The sequence below is a fragment of the Methylobacterium nonmethylotrophicum genome (assembly GCF_004745635.1).
Lineage (GTDB): Bacteria > Pseudomonadota > Alphaproteobacteria > Rhizobiales > Beijerinckiaceae > Methylobacterium > Methylobacterium nonmethylotrophicum.
This window is the reverse complement of record NZ_SRLB01000025.1, coordinates 12,861-31,118: the sequence shown is the minus strand read 5'-3', so window position 1 is coordinate 31,118 and position 18,258 is coordinate 12,861. Positions and strand designations below refer to the sequence as shown.

General features: G+C 72.9%; 17 protein-coding genes. 7 read left to right on the top strand and 10 right to left on the bottom strand.

Going from position 1 to position 18,258, the window contains the following annotated elements; genetic code table 11:
- Positions 1-174 precede the first annotated feature (174 nt).
- Entirely contained in the window at positions 175-690 is a 516-nt protein-coding gene (locus EU555_RS26415; protein ID WP_135418366.1) for a hypothetical protein, read from the top strand.
- A 91-nt stretch (positions 691-781) separates the two neighbouring features.
- On the opposite strand, the gene EU555_RS26410 is transcribed toward EU555_RS26415, so the two are convergent.
- Complete coding sequence (locus tag EU555_RS26410; RefSeq protein WP_135418365.1) at positions 782-1,381, bottom strand: L,D-transpeptidase; 600 nt, start codon at positions 1,379-1,381, stop codon at positions 782-784.
- A gap of 216 nt (positions 1,382-1,597) precedes the next feature.
- Between EU555_RS26410 and EU555_RS26405 the strand changes: the two genes are divergently transcribed.
- Entirely contained in the window at positions 1,598-2,527 is a 930-nt protein-coding gene (locus tag EU555_RS26405; protein WP_135418364.1) for a histone deacetylase family protein, read from the top strand.
- 94 nt (positions 2,528-2,621) lie between these two features.
- Here EU555_RS26405 and ribB read toward each other — a convergent pair whose 3' ends face one another.
- From ribB to EU555_RS26390, 3 genes are all read right to left on the bottom strand, one after another.
- A complete protein-coding gene (gene ribB, locus EU555_RS26400; protein ID WP_245524507.1) occupies positions 2,622-3,938 on the bottom strand; it encodes a 3,4-dihydroxy-2-butanone-4-phosphate synthase in 1,317 nt (438 codons plus the stop codon).
- 53 nt (positions 3,939-3,991) lie between these two features.
- Entirely contained in the window at positions 3,992-5,101 is a 1,110-nt protein-coding gene (gene aroC / locus EU555_RS26395) for a chorismate synthase (RefSeq protein WP_135418363.1), read from the bottom strand.
- Positions 5,102-5,247: 146 nt separating this feature from the next.
- Positions 5,248-5,703, bottom strand: coding sequence for a hypothetical protein (locus tag EU555_RS26390; RefSeq protein ID WP_135418362.1), 456 nt, complete (start codon positions 5,701-5,703; stop codon positions 5,248-5,250).
- A gap of 302 nt (positions 5,704-6,005) precedes the next feature.
- Here EU555_RS26390 and EU555_RS26385 point away from each other — a divergent pair, with 302 nt between their 5' ends.
- From EU555_RS26385 to rimM, 4 genes are all read left to right on the top strand, one after another.
- Complete coding sequence (locus EU555_RS26385) at positions 6,006-6,227, top strand: eL24 family ribosomal protein (RefSeq protein WP_135418361.1); 222 nt, start codon at positions 6,006-6,008, stop codon at positions 6,225-6,227.
- Positions 6,228-6,247: 20 nt separating this feature from the next.
- Positions 6,248-7,876 carry a signal recognition particle protein gene (gene ffh, locus EU555_RS26380; protein WP_135418360.1) on the top strand — a complete coding sequence of 543 codons (1,629 nt, stop codon included), beginning with the start codon at positions 6,248-6,250 and terminating at the stop codon, positions 7,874-7,876.
- 75 nt (positions 7,877-7,951) lie between these two features.
- Positions 7,952-8,308 (top strand): 30S ribosomal protein S16, encoded by a 357-nt coding sequence (gene rpsP, locus EU555_RS26375; protein WP_135418359.1) that lies wholly within the window; start codon positions 7,952-7,954, stop codon positions 8,306-8,308.
- Positions 8,309-8,318: 10 nt separating this feature from the next.
- Positions 8,319-9,002, top strand: a complete 684-nt coding sequence (gene rimM / locus EU555_RS26370; RefSeq protein WP_135418358.1) for a ribosome maturation factor RimM — start codon at positions 8,319-8,321, stop codon at positions 9,000-9,002.
- Between the two features lie 67 nt (positions 9,003-9,069).
- Here rimM and EU555_RS26365 read toward each other — a convergent pair whose 3' ends face one another.
- The 4 genes from EU555_RS26365 to EU555_RS26350 all read right to left on the bottom strand — a co-directional run bounded on the left by EU555_RS26365 (position 9,070) and on the right by EU555_RS26350 (position 15,094).
- Positions 9,070-9,453, bottom strand: coding sequence for a Ros/MucR family transcriptional regulator (locus tag EU555_RS26365; RefSeq protein ID WP_281041318.1), 384 nt, complete (start codon positions 9,451-9,453; stop codon positions 9,070-9,072).
- A gap of 428 nt (positions 9,454-9,881) precedes the next feature.
- On the bottom strand, positions 9,882-10,853 hold the full coding sequence (locus EU555_RS26360; protein WP_135418357.1) for a cation diffusion facilitator family transporter: 972 nt from the start codon (positions 10,851-10,853) through the stop codon (positions 9,882-9,884).
- 105 nt (positions 10,854-10,958) lie between these two features.
- Positions 10,959-14,039, bottom strand: a complete 3,081-nt coding sequence (locus tag EU555_RS26355) for a hybrid sensor histidine kinase/response regulator (RefSeq protein ID WP_205820994.1) — start codon at positions 14,037-14,039, stop codon at positions 10,959-10,961.
- An 8-nt stretch (positions 14,040-14,047) separates the two neighbouring features.
- Positions 14,048-15,094 carry a response regulator gene (locus EU555_RS26350; protein WP_135418356.1) on the bottom strand — a complete coding sequence of 349 codons (1,047 nt, stop codon included), beginning with the start codon at positions 15,092-15,094 and terminating at the stop codon, positions 14,048-14,050.
- A gap of 315 nt (positions 15,095-15,409) precedes the next feature.
- On the opposite strand from EU555_RS26350, the gene EU555_RS26345 reads away from it, so the two are divergent.
- Positions 15,410-15,757, top strand: a complete 348-nt coding sequence (locus EU555_RS26345; RefSeq protein WP_135418355.1) for a DUF6481 family protein — start codon at positions 15,410-15,412, stop codon at positions 15,755-15,757.
- Positions 15,758-16,430: 673 nt separating this feature from the next.
- On the opposite strand, the gene EU555_RS26340 is transcribed toward EU555_RS26345, so the two are convergent.
- Together EU555_RS26340 and EU555_RS26335 are read right to left on the bottom strand one after the other, a co-directional pair.
- Positions 16,431-16,931, bottom strand: coding sequence for a Ros/MucR family transcriptional regulator (locus EU555_RS26340; RefSeq protein WP_135418354.1), 501 nt, complete (start codon positions 16,929-16,931; stop codon positions 16,431-16,433).
- Positions 16,932-17,447: 516 nt separating this feature from the next.
- A complete protein-coding gene (locus tag EU555_RS26335; RefSeq protein WP_135418353.1) occupies positions 17,448-18,029 on the bottom strand; it encodes a DUF2147 domain-containing protein in 582 nt (193 codons plus the stop codon).
- Positions 18,030-18,258 lie beyond the last annotated feature (229 nt).

Here is an 18,258-nt window from a genome sequence, read left to right as displayed (position 1 = left end):
TGAACGGCGTGCGCGTCAAACGATGGCCGTCGCCCGAACCCGTGCCCGATCGTTACAATGCGATGCATCGCCCGCACGAGAGAACAATGAAGCATCCCGTATCCTGGAGAAGGCTGCGGCGATGCTCAATGCCGAGGTCCGGACGCATCCTCTGTCCGTCGGGAGATCGAGAGAATGGCAAGCCTCACGTCCTTTTCGAGTTTGACCTCCCTTGCGCGATTGAGGACATTCTCCGCGGTCGTGCCGGCGGAGCCCGGTCCAGCCCATGCCGGCTCTGCGACGGATCAGGAGAAGACCGGCTCCTCGAAGACGATCACGCCGGCATCCTCCGCGCCGCAGAGCATCATCTGGTCACCTGCACCGGCCGATCGGGTCTCGCTGACCACCATTCTCACGCTGCAAGCCGCGCCGTCTCACGAGCAGCCGCAGGAAGAAGGAACCCACCCGGCCGCGAACCAGGCCGGCGCAGCCGAGGAAGAGGCCGGTGGATCGCGCGCTTCGCCGAAAAGCCAGCCGGCAGCGGTCACGACCGGCGGCCCCGGCGCGGTCAGGGAGGCAGACCTCGCCGGCGAAGCGGCGAACCTGCAGAACGTGAACCTGCAGAATGCCAAGAACCGGAACGGGATCGGCTCATCCGCTCGTGCCCTCGGCTACCAATCCCCCCGAAGCTTGCGCGACCTCTTCGCGTGAACGTCCCGTTCGCGGCGGTCCGCCCTGACGGGCGGCGAACGCCACGGCCCGCGGCGGGGCGCCGCTCGCGGGTCCCGCCCGGCCGGACGCCCTACCGCACGATCACCTTCGCGTCCGCCCCGACCCGGTTGTACAGGTCGACCACGTCGATGTTGCGCATGCGGATGCAGCCCGAGGAGGCCGCCTGGCCGATCCGCTCCGGCTCGTTGGTGCCGTGGATGCGGTAGAGCGTGTCCTTGCCGCTGGCATCCGCCAGGTAGAGGGCGCGGGCGCCGAGCGGGTTCGCGGGACCGCCCTGCATCGCGTGGACATGGGGCCAGCGCTTGATCATCTCGGCCGGCGGGTGCCAGTCCGGCCAGGCGGCCTTGCGGAAGATCCGCGCCGTGCCGTTCCAGCCATAGGCCTCGTCGCCGACGGTCACGCCGTAGCGGATCGCCTTGCGGTCGGGCAGGACGTAGTAGAGCTGGCGTTCCTTGGTCTCGACCACGATCGTGCCGGGCGCCTCGCCGGTCGGGTCGTCGATCATGTAGCGGGCGAAGCGCCGGTCGATCTCGGGCTCCGGCACCATCGCCATCCACTCCTTGTCCTTGGCCGACAATTCGGGATCGGGCGTGGCGCGGTACTGGCAGCCCGGCAGCGCCAGGACGACCCCGGACAGAGCGATCGCGAGGGCGAGGCGGGGGCGGCGCATGGTCGAGACAACCTTCCGGATGCGGGCGCGCCCGCGAATCAGTCGTGGCCCCACCGTAGAGCGTGGCTGTTAGCGCGCGAAGCGCAGGTGGACGGGCAGAGGCGAGATGGGCGGCCTGTGTTGCGTCCGGGCCATGGCCCTGCCACGGTGTCGCCGGGGACGGGCCGGTCGCGCGACCGGGCCGGGTGGAACGCTTGACGCGGGCTTCAAGGCACGATGACGACGCTGTATCTCTGCCATCCGGCCTCCCTCGACCACGCCACGCCGCCGGGCCATCCCGAGCGGGCCGACCGGATCCGGGTGATCGAGCGGGTGCTGGAGGACGAGCGATTCGCCGCCCTGGTGCGCGAGCAGGCGCCGCTGGCCGACCTCGCGGTCGCAGGCCTGGCGCACCCGGAGAACTACGTCGCGGCGATCGCGGCGGCCGCCCCCGACGAGGGCCTGGTGGCGATCGATTCCGACACGGTGATGTCCCGGGGCTCGCTCGAGGCGGCCCTGAGGGCGCTCGGGGCCGCGACCCGCGCGGTCGACGAGGTGATGGGGGGCCGCGTCGCCAACGCCTTCGCGGCGATGCGCCCGCCCGGCCACCACGCCGAGCGCACCCGCGCCATGGGCTTCTGCCTGTTCAACACCGCGGCGGTGGCGGCGCGCCACGCCCGGAAGCACCACGGCGCCGCCCGGGTCGCGCTCGTCGACTGGGACGTCCACCACGGCAACGGCTCGCAGGACATCTTCTGGGACGATGCCAGCGTGCTCTACGCCTCCACCCACCAGATGCCGCTCTATCCCGGCACCGGCGCTCCTTCCGAGCGCGGCGAGCACGACACCATCGTCAACGTGCCGCTGCATGCCGGCGACGACGGCGACACCTTCCGGGAGGCCTTCGCGCACGGGGTGCTGCCGCGCCTCGACGCGTTCCGGCCCGACCTGATCGTGATCTCGGCCGGGTTCGACGCCCATTGGCGCGATCCGCTCGCCAACCTGAAACTGACGGAGGCCGACTTCGCCTGGGCGACGCGCGAGGTGATGGGCGTCGCCGACCGGCGCTGCGGCGGCCGGGTGGTGTCGCTGCTGGAGGGCGGCTACGACCTCGTCGGTCTGTCGAGGTCGGTCGCCGCCCATGTCGAGACCCTGATGGGGCGGTGAGGCGGCGCCCGACCGGGCGCCGCTCCGGGTCCCTGCCGGGCCGCGTCGTCCGGCGAACGGGCTCCCGCATGCCGGGACGACGCGGCCGGCGCCCCTACCCCTCCACCGGCACGTCGCCGACGATCTCGATGCCGAAGCCCGACAGGCCGACATAGGAGCGCGCCGCGCTCGAGATGTTGCGGATCGAGACCACGCCGAGATCGCGCAGGATCTGGGCGCCCAAGCCCACCTCGCGCCACTGGCGCACGCGGGCCGCCTCGGCCCCGTCCTCGCCGGCGCCGTCGGGCAATTGCGACAGCGGCACGCCGGCGGTGCCGTCGCGCAGGTAGACCAGGACGCCGCGGCCCTCCTGGGCGAAGCGGCGCATCACCGCCTCGATGGTGCGGCCGCCCTCGATCACGTCCGCCACCACGTTCGAGCGGTGCAGCCGCACCAGCACGTCGCGGCCCTCGCCGATGCGGCCGTGCACGAAGGCGAATTGCTGCATCGGCTCGAAGGGCGTGGTGTAGGCGTAGCCGGTCAGCTCCCCCCACTCGGTCCTGACCGGGAAGCTGCCCACCCGCTCGACCAGCTTCTCGCGCGCCTGCCGGTAGGCGATCAGCTCGGCGACCGAGATCTGCTTCAGGCCGTGCTGGGCCGCGAAGGCGGTGATCTGTGGCCCCTTCATCACGGTGCCGTCGTCGTTGGCCAGCTCGCAGATGACGCCGACCGGCGGGAGCTTCGTCAGCCGGCAGAGGTCGACGGCGGCCTCGGTATGGCCGGAGCGCATCAGCACGCCGCCGTCGCGGGCGATCAGCGGGAAGACGTGGCCCGGGCGCACGAAGTCGGTCGCCCCCATGTTGCCGTTGGCGAGCGCCCGCACGGTGTTGCAGCGCTGCTCGGCCGAGATGCCGGTGGTGAGCCCGTGCTTGACGTCGACCGTGACCGTGAAGGCGGTGCCGAGCGGCGCGTCGTTCGAGGCCACCATCGGCTCGAGGCGCAGGCGCTTGGCCTCCGCGGCGGTGATCGGCGCGCAGACGATGCCGCAGGTGTTGCGGATGATGAACGCCATCTTCTCCGGCGTGCAGAGCGAGGCGGCGACGACGAGGTCGCCCTCGTTCTCGCGGTCGTCGTCGTCGGTGACGATCACGATCTCGCCGCGGGCGAAGGCGTCGAGGGCCTCGATGATCGATGCGTGGGTCACGGGCATCTCCTGTCCCGGGGGGCCGAGCCCCAGTAGATCCTTCCCCAGGAAGTCGTTGGGGGTGACGGCGCCGCCGGTCGCCCGCGCCACGGCGGCGGCCGTCTCCCGCGAGAGCCAGGGCTCGGGGTTGTTGCACAGGCCCGTCACCGCCGCGGGCGAGAGCCCGCAGCGCCGCGCGAAGTCGAGGCGGGTCACGCCCTGCTGCCGGAGCCAGTCGCCGAGTTTCACCCGCCCGTCATAGCCTGACTCCGATTTCAGTCAAACTGAAATCGGCGCACCGTTCAGCCGGGCTGAAATCCCGATCCGACCTGGCCGCGATGGCGCAGGAGGTGATCGGCCAGCACGCAGGCCATCATCGCCTCTCCCACCGGCACCGCCCGGATGCCGACGCAGGGGTCGTGGCGGCCCTTGGTCAGCACGTCGACGGGCCGGTTGTCGCGGGTCACGGAGGCCCGCGGCGTCAGGATCGAGGAGGTCGGCTTGACGGCGAAGCGGCAGACCAGCGGCTGGCCGGTCGAGATGCCGCCGAGCACCCCGCCGGCATGGTTGGCGAGGAAGAGCGGGCGGCCGTCGTTGCCGGGGCGCATCTCGTCGGCATTCTCCTCGCCGCGCAAGGAGGCGGCCGCGAAGCCGTCGCCGATCTCGACGCCCTTGACGGCGTTGATCGACATCATGGCGGCGGCGAGATCCGCGTCGAGCTTGCCGTAGACCGGGGCGCCGAGGCCGGCCGGCACGCCCTCGGCCACGACCTCGATCACGGCGCCCACCGACGAGCCGGCCTTGCGGATGCCGTCGAGATACGCGGCCCATTGCGCCGCCGCGACCGCGTCGGGGCAGAAGAACGGGTTGTTGCTCACCTCGTCCCAGTCGAACCGGGCGCGGTCGATGCCGTGCGGGCCGATCTGCACCAGGGCGCCGCGGATCGTCACGCCGGACAGAACCTTGCGGGCGATCGCGCCCGCCGCCACCCGGGCGGCGGTCTCGCGCGCCGAGGAGCGGCCGCCGCCGCGATAGTCGCGGATGCCGTACTTGGCGTCGTAGGCGTAGTCGGCGTGGCCGGGCCGGTAGCTGTCGCGGATCTCGGAATAGTCCTTCGAGCGCTGGTCGACGTTCTCGATCATCAGGGCGATCGGCGTGCCGGTGGTGAGCTGGCGCCCCGCCGTGCGCTCGTCGGAGAAGACGCCCGAGAGGATGCGGACCTGGTCCGGCTCCTGGCGCTGGGTGGTGAAGCGCGACTGGCCGGGACGGCGGCGGTCGAGCTCGGCCTGGATCTCCGCCGCCTCGAGCGGGATCAGCGGCGGGCAGCCGTCGACGACGCAGCCGAGGGCGGGCCCGTGGCTCTCGCCGAAGGTGGTGACGCGGAAGAGGTGGCCGAAGCTGTTGTGCGACATGACGGCGCCGCTCTAGAGCATTTTGCGCCGGACGGGAATGCGGGCGCCGCGCCGGCGCCCTGCCGCATCGGGTCCCGGATCGTGAGGCGTGCCTCGGCCGGGCGGTGGAGAGCGGGCCCGGCCGGGGCCGTTCCTCGGCGCGAGGATCAGCGGCGCTGGAACAGCGGCTGGGCCAGGGCCTCGGCGCGGGCCATCCACAGGTCGCGCTCGGCGCGCAGCTCCTCGGCCCGGTCGATCTCCTGCTGCACGTGGGAGCGCAGGGCCCGCAGCTCCTCGGCCAGGGCGGCCTGCAGCTCGTCGAAGCGCCCGTGCTCCAGGCGCAGCCGGTTCTTGAGCATCATGTTCTCGGCCATGAGCGCGGCGAGGTCGTCCTGCTCCGCCTCGTAGGCCGTCGGGGCCGGCGCCTCGGGCTGCGGAGCGGCCTGGGCCGGGGCGACGATGCGCGGCTCCCAGGCCGGCGGGGCCTCGGCCGGCCGGCGCGGCGCCGCCCGGGCCTGGTCGGCGGTGTCGATCCGCGAGAGGGTGGCGAGCCAGTCCTGCAGCGGACCCGAGGGCTGCCGCATCGCGGCGGTGGTCTGCGTCTTCAAAGCGGGATCGGACACGCCGCATCTCCTGCGAATCTGTTCCCGAATTAACCGCCCGCATGGTTAAGGAGAGGTAAATGGGTCTCCCGGTGCCGCCCGCGCCGCCCGATGCGCGTTGACATTTCCCGCGCGGGCCGATAGGCCCCGGCTCCTCAAGACGAGGTCTCGTCTCGACGCCGACCGGCCCGTGAGGCCGGAGGTCAACGCCCGACAGCGCGATGCGCCCTCGGGCGCGAACGGCGTTGCGCGGGCCCTCCTGGCCGCCCCTTCGGGCGGCGTCTCTCGACCGGCCGCCGCAGGGGCGGCCCGCAGGGCACCGGATGACCAGGACGGACCACGCGCGGTTGCGCATCGAGGACGCGGTGAACGAGCTCTGCCCGTGGTCGGGCAAGCCGATCGCGGCCGATTCGCTGACGCTCTACAACGGCGCGGTCGTGGGCTTCTGCAACCCGGGCTGCCGCGACAAGTTCGAGCGGGCGCTGAACCACTTCGAGGGCGCCCTCCAGGCCCGGCGCGCCGCCTCCGCGGGCGTCGACGAGTAGTCCCCCGGAGACTGACGCGCATGTTCGAAGGCCTCTCCGACCGCCTCTCCGGCATCCTGTCCGGGCTGACCCGCCGCGGCGCCCTGACCGAGGCCGACGTCACCGCCGCCCTGCGCGAGGTGCGCCGCGCCCTGCTGGAGGCCGACGTCGCCCTCGAGGTCGTGCGCGCCTTCACCGAGAAGGTGCGCGAGCAGGCGGTCGGCGCCGTCGTGCTGAAGTCGGTGACGCCCGGCCAGATGGTCGTGAAGATCGTCAACGACCAGCTCGTGGCGATGCTGGGCGGCGAGGCCGGCATCATCGACCTCAACGCGCCCGCCCCGGTCGGCATCCTGATGGTCGGCCTGCAGGGCTCGGGCAAGACCACCACCACGGCCAAGATCGCCCGCCGCCTGACCCAGCGCGACAAGCGCCGGGTGCTGCTCGCCTCCCTCGACACCCGCCGCCCGGCTGCGATGGAGCAGCTGGCGGTGCTGGCCAAGCAGGTGGGCGTCGAATCGCTGCCGATCGTCGCCGGCCAGTCGGCGGTGCAGATCGCCCGGCGCGCCATGGAGGCCGCGCGCCTGGGCGGCTTCGACGTGGTGATGCTCGACACCGCCGGCCGCGTCACCCTCGACGAGGCGCTGATGCAGGAGGCCGCCGACGTCAAGGCGGCGACGAACCCGCACGAGGTGCTGCTCGTCGCCGACGCGCTCACCGGCCAGGACGCGGTCAACACGGCGCGTGCCTTCGACGGGCGGCTCGGCGTCACCGGCATCGTGCTCACCCGCATGGACGGCGATTCCCGCGGCGGCGCGGCGCTCTCGATGCGGGCGGTCACCGGCAAGCCGATCAAGCTCGTCGGCACCGGCGAGAAGGTCGACGCGCTCGAGGAGTTCCATCCCGCCCGCGTCGCCAACCGCATCCTCGGCATGGGCGACATCGTCTCGCTCGTCGAGAAGGCGGCCGAGACCATCGACCAGGAACAGGCCCTGCGCGTCGCCGAGAAGATGCGCAAGGGCAAGTTCGACCTCGACGACCTGTCGATGCAGCTCGCCCAGATGGAGAAGATGGGCGGCATCGGCGGCCTGATGGGCATGCTGCCCGGCATGGGCCAGATCAAGAAGCAGGTCGAGGGCGCCAACCTCGACGAGAAGATGTTCAAGCGCCAGCGCGCCATCATCTCGTCGATGACCCCCGAGGAGCGGCGCAACCCCGACGTGCTGAAGGCCTCGCGCAAGAAGCGCGTGGCGAAGGGCGCCGGCGTCGACGTCTCGGAGATCAACAAGCTCCTCAAGATGCACCGGACCATGGCCGACATGATGAAGGCCATGGGCTCGGGCAAGCGCGGCATCGGCCAGGCGCTCGGCAGCATGTTCGGCCTCGGCGGGGGCGGCATGGGCGGCGGAATGGGGGGATTGGGCAAGATGATGGGCGGCCTGCCCCAGCCCACGCCCGAGATGCTCGCCGAGATGCAGAAGGCCCTGCCGCCCGGCACCACCCTTCCGCCGATGCCGCCCGGCCTCGGCGGTCCCGCCGGCAAGATGCCCGGCGGGAAGGCGCCGGCCGGCCCCGCCGCCGGCAAGGCCCCCGCCCCGGTCCTGCCGGGCTTAGGCGGCAAGCTCCCGGGCCTGCCCGGCCTCGGCGGCCTCCCCTTCGGCAAGAAGAAGTAGGCGGCAGGGGCCGAAGGCCCCTCCCCCGCCCGCGACGTCGAAACGACCCTCCCAACCACAGACAGGAAGAGACAGATGTCCCTCAAGATTCGCCTGACCCGCGGCGGCGCCAAGAAGCGTCCGTACTACCGCATCGTCGTCGCCGATGCCCGCGCCCCGCGCGACGGCCGCTTCATCGAGAAGGTCGGCGCCTACGACCCGATGAAGCCGAAGGACGATCCGGCCCGCGTCGTCCTCGAGACCGAGAAGGTCCAGGCCTGGCTCGCCAAGGGCGCCCAGCCGACCGACCGCGTCCTGCGCTTCCTCGACGCCGCCGGCCTCGCCAAGCGCCCGGCCCGCAGCAACCCGCAGAAGGGCGAGCCGGGCACCAAGGCCAAGGAGCGCGCCGCCGCCCGCGCCGAGAAGGCCGGCGCGGGCGCCGACGCCGAGTAAGCGTCCGGCCGTGGCGCGCCGCCCCGACGCCCGTCCCCCCCGCGGCCCGACCCCCCCGGGCCCGGCCCGCGGGGGCTCCGACCCGCGCCGGGGCGTCGCGCCGCCGCGCAGCGAGGCGCCCGCGCGCGCCGAATCGGGGATCGCCGCCGATCCCGGATTCGTGCTGCTCGGGGAGTTCGGCCGCGCCCACGGCCTCCACGGCGAGGTGCGGCTCAAGTCCTATACCGGCGACCCGGCGGCGATCGGGTCCTACGGCCCGCTCACCGGGGCCGACGGCAGCCGGATCGAATTCGTGTCCTTGCGCCCCGCCGCGGGGGCATCCGACATGCTGATCGCCCGCGTGGCCGGCGTCTCCGGTCGCGACGGGGCCGAGCGCCTGAACCGTCTCGCCCTCTACGTCGCGCGCGGGGCGCTCGGCGCCCCGGAGGACGAGGACGAGTTCTTCTCCGCCGACCTCGTCGGCCTGGCGGTGGTGGACCGGAGCGGAGCCCCGGTCGGCACGGTGCGGTCCGTCCCCAATTACGGCGGCGGCGACCTCCTGGAGATCGCGCCCGTCTCGGGCGGCAGCCCGGCGCTCCTGCCCTTCACCCGGGCCTTCGTGCCCGAGATCGACATCGCCGGCGGCCGGATCGTCGTCGATCCGCCCGAGGATCTCTTCGCCCCGGCCTCTCCCCGGGATCCCGACGCCGCCTGACGGCGACGGCGCCCCGGACCGGACGACGGCGCCCGGAGAGCCGGGCGCCGCGCGCTCACGATCCCGACTACCGCGTCCCGCGATTCTTGCGCTGCTGGCCGAGGCCCGAGCTCTTGGCGAGTTCGGAGCGCTGGGCGGCGTAGGTGGCGGCGACCATCGGGTAGTCGTGGGGCAGGCCCCATTTCTGGCGGTACTGGTCCGGGGTGAGGCCGCGTGTGGTGAGGTGGCGCTTGAGCGACTTGTAGGGCTTGCCGTCCTCCAGGCTGATGATGTGGTCCGGGGTGACGGTCTTGCGGATCGGGACGGGGGGCGTGGGCTTCTCGGCCTCGGGGGCGGGGGGCGAGGCGACGCGCTCCAGCGAGGCATGGACGGCGGCGATCAGGCTGGCGAGGTCTCCGACCGGCACCGAGTTCTTCGACACGTAGGCCGACACGATGTCGGCCGTGAGCATGACGAGCTCGCCCGTGTCCCGATCCTGAGTTTCCACGTCTGACATCATAGGGTTCCGCTTCGCGAGTGTGGTGGACGGGTGGAGGCGTTGGAGCGGGCCATCTCCCGGCTTCGCGCCGCCTCTCGGTCTTCTTGGGACCATCACGGACGAAGTACCCGCTGGCCGTCGCCTGGTCCCCCAGACTTGTTGGCAAGGCTCATCTCTGCCTGCAAGCTGGTAGCAGCAACGCGGCGATAAAATCAGGTAGTTCCTGTGGATTTCACACTGACGCAACCGGAGGAAATATACTCAAGGTTGCAAAATCTAATTTCACGTTGCCGATAATTGCATATAAGTCTATCTGCGGGGATGAGGATCACACGGCGAGACCGGTACGGTTTGCCGCAGGCCGGAAGGCCGGCCCGGACCCGGCCCGCATGCGGGCCGGATCACCCGGCCGGCGCCGGGTCCGGCTGCCGGACGGCGTCGTGGCGGGCCTGGATCTCGATGAAGACCCGCCGGACCTTCCGGCTCGCCTGCTTCATCCGCGTCTCGAGGTGGCCGACCAGCCGCTCGATGTCGCCGGCCGTCAGGGTGTCGTCCATGTCGAGGCTGACATTGACCAGGATGTCGGCGGGCCCGAGATGCTGGGTCAGGACCTCGTTGACGTGATGCACCCCGGGCTCCGATCGCACGATCTCGTGCAGGCGCGCGACCAGTTCCGGCTCCGCCGCCTCGCCGACGAGCAGGCCGTGGGTCTCGATCATCAGGAAGACCGCCATGCCGATCAGGATCAGGCCGATCGCGATCGACGCGATGCCGTCGAAGGCGGGCTGCCGCAGCGTCTCGGCCAGGATCACGCCGGCGAGCGCCACCACGAGGCCGGTCAGCGCCGCCACGTCCTCGACCAGCACGGTGAACAGGGCCGGGTCCTTGCTGCGCCGGATGGCGGTGATCGGCGGCAGCCGGCCCTTCTCGTCCCAGAACGCCCGCAGGGCGACGAGGCAGGAATAGCCCTCGGCCAGGACCGCGAAGCCGAGGATCGCCAGGTTGACGATGAAGCCCGGGACGGTCCGGCCGAGGATCACGGCGTCGGCGGCGGGCTCGGGGTGCTGCAGCTTGTGCACGCCCTCGTAGACCGCGAAGGCGCCGCCGCCGAGGAAGATCAGCAGCGCGACCAGGAAGGCGTAGAAATAGACCTCGCGGCCGTATCCGAACGGGAAGCGCGCATCCGCCGGCTTGGCGGCCCGCTTGAGCCCGACGAGCAGCAGCACCTGGTTGGCGGTGTCGACCACCGAGTGCACCCCCTCCGCCAGCATCGCGCTGCTGCCGGTGAAGAAGGCGCCGACGAACTTCGCGACGGCGATCGCGAGGTTCGCGCCGGCGGCGGTGTAGATGGCGCCGCTGCTCTCGTGAGCCATTGTGATCTCGCCCTCCGGTCGCCCGGCGAGCGTGGCCGTGGCGGATGGAGGGTAACGCCGCAGGCCCCGGATGGGTCCGGGCGGCGGCGGCGTTTCCCGCCGCCCTCAGGCCGCGTCGCGCAGGGCCTTGCCGGGAGCGGGCAGGCCGAACCGGCCGTGAAGGGCCGCCACGGTCGCGTCGAGCAGGCCCTCGAGGGGAGCCAGCGCGGCCGCGTCCGGCACCCGCCCCTCGACCCGCGCGGCGTGCTCGATGTCCCGCAATTGGGCGGCGAGCGCCGCGGCGCCGACATTGAGGCTCATCGACTTCAGCCCGTGGGCGGCCCGACCCGCGGCCTCCGCGTCGGCCGCCGCCCGCAGGGCCGCCAGGCCCTCGGGTGCGTGGGCGGTGAACAGCCCGAGGACCCGCTCGAGGAAGGCCGAGCCTGAGCCCTCCGCCATCTCGGCGAGCGCCGCCAGGGTGCCGGGGTCGAGGAGCGAGGCGGGCGCGGCCCCGGCTTGCGCGGGCCCCGCCTCCGAGGCTGCGGCCGAAGCCTCGACGGAGGCCTCCTCGCCCGAAGCAGTCCCGCCTGAACCCTCCTCGCCCAAGGCGGCCGCCAGGGTGCGGGCGAGGTCGGTCAGGGTGAAGGGCTTGGCGAGCACCCCGTCCATCCCGGCCTCGCGCCAGGCGCCGGCCGCCGTGCCGACGACGTGGGCGGTGGCCGCCACGATGTGGAGGCGGCCGCGTCCGGCCGCCGCTTCCCACTGGCGGATCGCCCGGGCGGCGTCGAAGCCGTCGAGGCCCGGCATGCTGCCGTCCATCAGGACGAGGTCGAAGGCGCCCTCGCGGGCCGCCTCGAGCGCCTGGAAGCCGTCCTCCACGGTGGTGACCCGCGTCACGCCGAGGCGTCCCAGGGCCTCGACCGCGACCTCGCGGTTGACCGCGTTGTCGTCCGCCACCAGGACCCGCGCGGCGGGGAAGCGCGGCAGGGCCGCGACCGGGCCGGCCTCGGCCCCGATGCCCGCGAAGCTCCCGCCGCCGGCGAGCGCCGCCAGGGCCGGCCGCCACTCCCCTTGCACGAGCGGCCAGCGCAGCAGGGCGTCGGCGAGGCCCGCCGAGAGCACGGCGGCCCCGCTCGGCTCGCCCATCGGCGCCAGCGCGATGACCCGGCCGGCCCCGTCCGGGCGCCGTCCCGCGCGGGCCAGTGCGCCGGCCTCGACGATGTGGTGCGCCCCCGGCCGCCCTCCTGTTCCGGCCGCCTCTTTCCCGGGAGCGCCTGGCATGAAGCCGGCGGTGCGCAGGCCCTCCGCGAGGACGGTGCCGGTCGCCGCGCCCGCGACCGCGACCGTCACCCCTGCTGCGATGCCCGGCGCCCGCTCGACCGTCTCGGCGGCGGCCAGGACCGCGAGCGGGATCTCGGCCCAGAAGGTCGAGCCGCGCCCGACCTCGCTCTCGACCCCGATCCGCCCGTCCATGGCGGCGACGAGCCGCTCGGCGATCGACAGGCCGAGGCCGGTGCCGCCGAAGCGCCGCGTCGTCGAGCCGTCGGCCTGCGAGAAGGCCGAGAAGATCGTCGGCAGGGTCGCGGCCGGGATGCCGATGCCGGTATCGGTCACGCTGAGGCGGAGCTTCCGGCCCTCGCCGCGGGTCTCGATCCGTACCAGGACGTGGCCCGCCTCGGTGAACTTGAGGGCGTTGTTGACGAAGTTGCCGAGGATCTGGCCGAGGCGCACCGGGTCGCCGGAGATCGCGCGCGGCACGTCCGGCGCCACGATCGCCGCGAGGTCGAGCCCTTTGGCGCGAGCCCGCTCGCCGAACAGCGTCACGACGGTGTCGGCGACCTCGGAAGGGTCGAGGGCGATGCGCTCCAGGGTGAGCTTGCCGGCCTCGACCTTGGCGAAGTCCAGGATGTCGTTGATGATCGCGAGCAGGCTCTGGCCCGAGCGGGCGATCACCTCGGCGTAGCGGCGCTGCCGCGCCGGGAGGTCGGCGGCGGCGAGGAGCTCGGCCATCACCAGCATGCCGTTCATCGGCGTGCGGATCTCGTGGCTCATCGTCGCCAGGAACGACGACTTGGCGCTGTTGGCGGCTTCCGCAGCCTCCTTGGCCTCGCTGAGGTCGTGCGTGCGGTCGCTCACCTCCTGCTCCAGCCGGGCCCGGTGCTCGACGAGGCGCTGGTCGCGCTCGCGCACGGCGTCGAGCAGGCCGTTGAAGCTCGTCGCCAGCCGCTCGACCTCGTCGTCGGAGGCGGCCTTCCCGGCCGGCAGGGCGACGCGGCGGCCGTAATCGTGGTTCTCGCGCACCGCGTCCATCGTGTGGGCGAGCGCGGAGAGCGGCCGGGTCAGGGCGCGGGCGAGGCGCCAGGCCACCGCGGACCCGACCGCCATCGCCAGCCCGGCCGCCAGGAGGGCGTTGCGCACCACGTCGACGAGGCGCCCGACGAGGTCGGCGGTGTCGGCGATCAGGGTCACGCGCCCGACCGTGCGGGCGTTCTCCACCACCGGCACGCTGACCTTGACCGTGTGGGTGAGGACGAGGGCGAGCGGCGTGACGCCGCCCTCCTGATCGAGGTCGAGGTCGCCGGCCAGCCGCAGGCCGCTGCCCTGCTCGGCGAGCGCCGACCCGTCCGGGCGGGTCAGCCCCGCATACACGATGCCGTCCTGGCGGGCGATCGCCCGGAGCGCCGCGTGGGCGCCCGCCGCATCGTCCGCCGCCGCGGCTCCCGCGGCGGCGGCGGCGAAGACCTTGGCGAGGCCGGTCAGCGCCTGGCGGGTGTCGGCGGCGTAGCGGTGGACCTCGTGCCAGGCGCCGATCGCCGTGCCGGACGCGAGCGCCACGATGACCGCTCCGAGCACGGCCCGTCCCAGGCGGTTCGCGAGGCTGCCGGCCGCCTTGCGCGCGACCCCGGCGGCCGTGCCCGCGCCGGTCGGCGGCTCCGGCCGGTCGCGCCGCCGCGGCACCAGGCGCCCCGCGAGGGACCGGCGGCCCGGCGGAGCGTCGGTCGCGCTCGGCCTCGCGGGATCCGGATCCGCGGCGTCGGGGCGCCCGGGGAGCGCCGCGCCGGGAGGGCCTGGCGGGGCCTGGGCGGGATAGCCTGGCGGGGCCTGGGCGGGACGGCCTGGCGGGGCCTGGACCGGATCGTCCGCGAGGCGAATGATCCGGGCCCGCAACTGCCGGTTCTGGCCCGGCTGCCCGTGCGGGTTGGTCATCGCGGCGCTCAGGCGGCCCGGTTCGCGGCCTGGCCGACGAGGTCCGCGACGGCGTCCCAGCGCGACAGGAAGGCCCGGACCACCGCCGGGTCGAAATGCGCCCCGGCCTCGCGCAGGAGGAAGGCGTGGGCCGCGTCCAGGCTCCAGGCCCGCTTGTAGGGCCGGTCGCTGGTCAGGGCGTCGAACACGTCCGCCACCGCGACGATGCGGCCCGGGAGCGGGATGTCGGTGCCGGACAACCCGTTGGGATAGCCGGCGCCGTCCCAGCGCTCGTGGTGGCTCGCGGCGATCTCGGCGGCCAGCCGCACCACGTCGGAGCTGCTGTTGGCCAGGATGCGGGCCCCGCGCTCGGCGTGGCGTTCCATCTCCCGGCGCTCCTCCGGGGTCAGGGGGCCGGGCTTGAGCAGGATCGCGTCGGGAATCGCGATCTTGCCGACGTCGTGCATCGTCGAGGCCAGGCTGATCAGCCGGCAGCGCTCGGGCGGCAGGTCCAGGGCCTCGGCGATCAGCGTGGTGTAGGTCGCCACCCGGGCGACGTGGTCGCCGGTATCGGTGTCGCGGTGCTCGGCGGCGCGCATCAGCACGGTGACGATCTCGCGCTCGCGCGCCTCGACCAGGGCCACCGCCGCGGCGACCTCCCGGGCGAGCTGGGCGGCCTGGGCCCGCTGGGCCTTGTAGGCGCGGCTGAGCGCCAGGAGGTTGGAGACGCGGGCCCGGATCTCGACCGGGTCGCAGGGCTTGTTGACGAAGTCGGTCGCGCCGGCCTCGAGGGCGGAGCGGCGCAGGGCCCGCTGGTCGAAGCTCGTCACCATCACGACCGGCACGTGCGTGAAGCCCGGCAGGGCCCGGAGCGCCCGGATGACGGCGAGGCCGTCCATGCCCGGCATCTCGTAATCGGTGAGCACGATGCCGATCTCCTCGGCATGCGCCGCCGCGAAGGCGAGCGCGTCGGCCGGCCGGGTGAAGCTCTGGGGCCGGCAATCCGGGATCGGTCGCAACGCCTCGAGCATCAGCAGGTTGTTCAGCTCCGCATCGTCGAGGACGATCGCACGCATGAGGTCTCCTCCGGCCCTTGCCCGACGACGCGCCGCGATCGTGACGGCCAAACCTTGACAACTCACTCTCCGCACCCGCGCGATTTGGGTCGATCGTCGCGCCGCCCGACGATCCGGGCGGGGATCGGAGCAGGCGTCGAGGCAGGGATCCCGGCGGGCCGCGGCGTCTTTGGCTTTGAAACCGGGCGCCGGCGGCGCTAGAGCACATGCGGCGGTACCCTGCCCCGGAGCGGGTGCCGGACGACCCCGCACGGATCCCGGCGCGGCCTCGGTGACAGGCCCGCCTTCGCACGCAGGACAGACGAGACCCACACGATGGCCGGCTTCAAGGACCAGAACTTCAACGATCGGCGGAATACGTCCGCGGACGCGAAGAAGGCCCTGCTGGAGAAGTTCCGGGCCAAGCCCGCCGCCGACGACCCGGAGGTTCAGGCCCGGCTGGCGGAGCGCCAGAAGATCGCCGAGGCCCGTGCCGCCCGCGCGGCGGAGCGCGAGGCCGCCAAGCAGGCCGAGGCCGAGCGCCGCGCCGCCGAGGAGGCCGAGGCCAAGGCCCGGGCCGAGCGCGAGGCGGCCGAGGCGGCCGAGCGCGAGGCGGCCCTCGAGGCCGAGCGCAAGGCGGCCCGCGACGCCCGCTACGCCGCCCGCAAGGCGCGCCGCAAGTAGCCCGCAAGTAGCCCGCAAGAGAGGTCCAGGGCCTTCCAGGAGACCGGGTCGGCCGCCGACCCGGAACCCGGGTCGCGGCGTTCCGTGCCGCCCCCGCGGGAACCTCCGCACGGGGGTCTGTCGCGTCGGGCCGGCCGCGCGGCGTCCGGGCGTCGCCGCTCCCCGGACGGGATGCTCGCCGGGACGCGCCGCGACGAACACGCCGGCGTGCCGCGACCGGATATCCGACGCGGTCGCGCGTGCGGGGCGCCCGCCTGACTGACGCCAGAGCCGGTTTCCGGGCCGCGCCAGGCACCCACGGATCGGCCTGCATCCGCCGACCGGCCGGCTCGCGGCGTCTCCGCGTCCTTCGGACAATATCGGATCGCCGTCAGTCTTGTCGGCCGGGGCCAAGCGGACGTGCATTGGCCTGCAGCGCGTCGAAAGACCGCGAACGTGGTCGACGCGACCGATGGATGTCGTCCCGGCCACGACCGCGGGATGAGATCCCCGGCAGGACAACCATGTAAAACGAGATCAGGCAGGCATCGATGCTTCGAGGTGCCGTCGGGCGACCGCACCGTCCGCGGCACCGGCTGGCGACGGCGTCGTCCGGGCTCCTCCACGCCGCCCCTGCATCGGCGATGCAGGGCGCGACGGATCGGCGTGGCGGCCCGCGGACGACCGATGGCCGTCAGTCAGCCTTGCGCGGGCGACCCCGGCGGGCCGGCGCCTTCTCGCTCTCGCTCGCCGCGCTCTCCGCCGCCAGCCGGGCTGCGGCGGCGCGGTCGCGCCGGATCTGGCCGAGGCCGAGACTCTTGGCGAGCTCGGAGCGCTGGGCGGCGTAGGTGGCGGCAACCATCGGGTAGTCGTGGGGCAGGCCCCACTTCTGGCGGTACTGGTCCGGGGTGAGGCCGCGTGTGGTGAGGTGGCGCTTGAGCGACTTGTAGGGCTTGCCGTCCTCCAGGCTGATGATGTGGTCCGGGGTGACGGTCTTGCGGATCGGGACGGGGGGCGTGGGCTTCTCGGCCTCGGGGGCGGGGGGCGAGACGACGCGCTCCAGCGAGGCATGGACGGCGACGATCAGGCTGGCGAGGTCTCCGACCGGCACCGAGTTCTTCGACACGTAGGCCGATACGATGTCGGCCGACAGATTGATCAGGCTCGAGGTCGGTGCCAGTTCGTCGGCGCTCATGCGGGGCCCCCTTGTGGAATACTTCTTTGCACATGTCGCCAAAAAACCTAACAGTCAATGAAAATTTTTTATTGTCGAGTAAACCGAGGGGGCGAGAGCGGCTGACAGCCGTATGCGATGCGACCGCTGCTTTGCATGCAAGTTCTGCCCGCCTATGGGCGGTTGTAAAAGGAATAATTGCTCAATCTTTGGTCTTCCGATGCGATCCGGCCGGCGGCCTAAGCCTCGACCCGGGCGCTGGTGACGCGAGGAGAATTCGGCGCCCAGCGATGGGAAACTAAAAATACTCGCGGTTGTGAGAATTGTGGCCGCGCCTCTCGTGAGAACGGGCCGGCCGGGGACGCAACGGCCGCGTCGATACAACCTTGAGGTGAATATTCGGCCTGCGCATCGGCACGAAAAAGGGCACCCGCCGAGACCGGCGGGTGCCCTGGCAGAGGCCTCGGCCGCGTGGACGCGGCAGGGGCTGTGTCTCGGGGGCTGCGTCTTGGCGGCCTCGCGTCGCGCCGGGCGGCGTTACGGCTTGGGCGCGGCGGCGGGAGCCGCCGGCTTGGCGGCCGCGGCGGCCGGGGCGGGTTTCGGCGCCGCGGCCCATTCCGCGTCGGCCCGCGGGCCGTTGGGGGCGCCGGTCGGGCCGGTGAGCTGGCCGGGCACGGTGTCGCTCACGCGGGTCCAGGTCTGGGAGCCGCACAGGAAGCCCATCAGGCAGCCGCGGATGTTGAGTTCGCCCGGCTCCTCGGTCCAGATCGAGACGTCGTAGAGCTTGCCGTCGTCGGCGTTGTAGATCTGTCCCTCGTAACGGTTATCTGCGTTGGCTTTCAGCCCCATGATCAGCTGGTGGCCGAGGGAGGGACGGCCGCGCTTCTTGGCGTCGGCGTTCTTGAAATCGACCCGGGGCTGGCCCTTGTCGTCGTTCGGGGTCTTGAGCCAGACGGCGTAGCCGCAGATCCGGTCGGCGCGGCTCGGGCACTTCTCGACCCGGATGCGGGCCCGACCGTCCTCGGTCAACCAAGTCCCGCTCGGGTCTTTCGGGGCGGCGAGCGCCGCACCCGACGACAGGCCGAGGGCCACGAGCGCCCCGGTCAGGACCTTCATCATACTGTAAACCCTCGTCTGGCGGCGCGAACCGCGCCCAACACTGTCCTTCGCTGATGCCGCATCGCGCGGCAGGATGCCAGAGGCCGGCCCATTGCGTCGGAATCGTGGGCAGCCGGCGCGGACATGCTGCCTCACGGCGGGATGTCACATGGCCGGCCACTCCCGCGGCGAGCTAGAGCAGCGGCGCCGGACGGCAATCGCCCATCCGGCCGAACGCCGACGTTTTCGA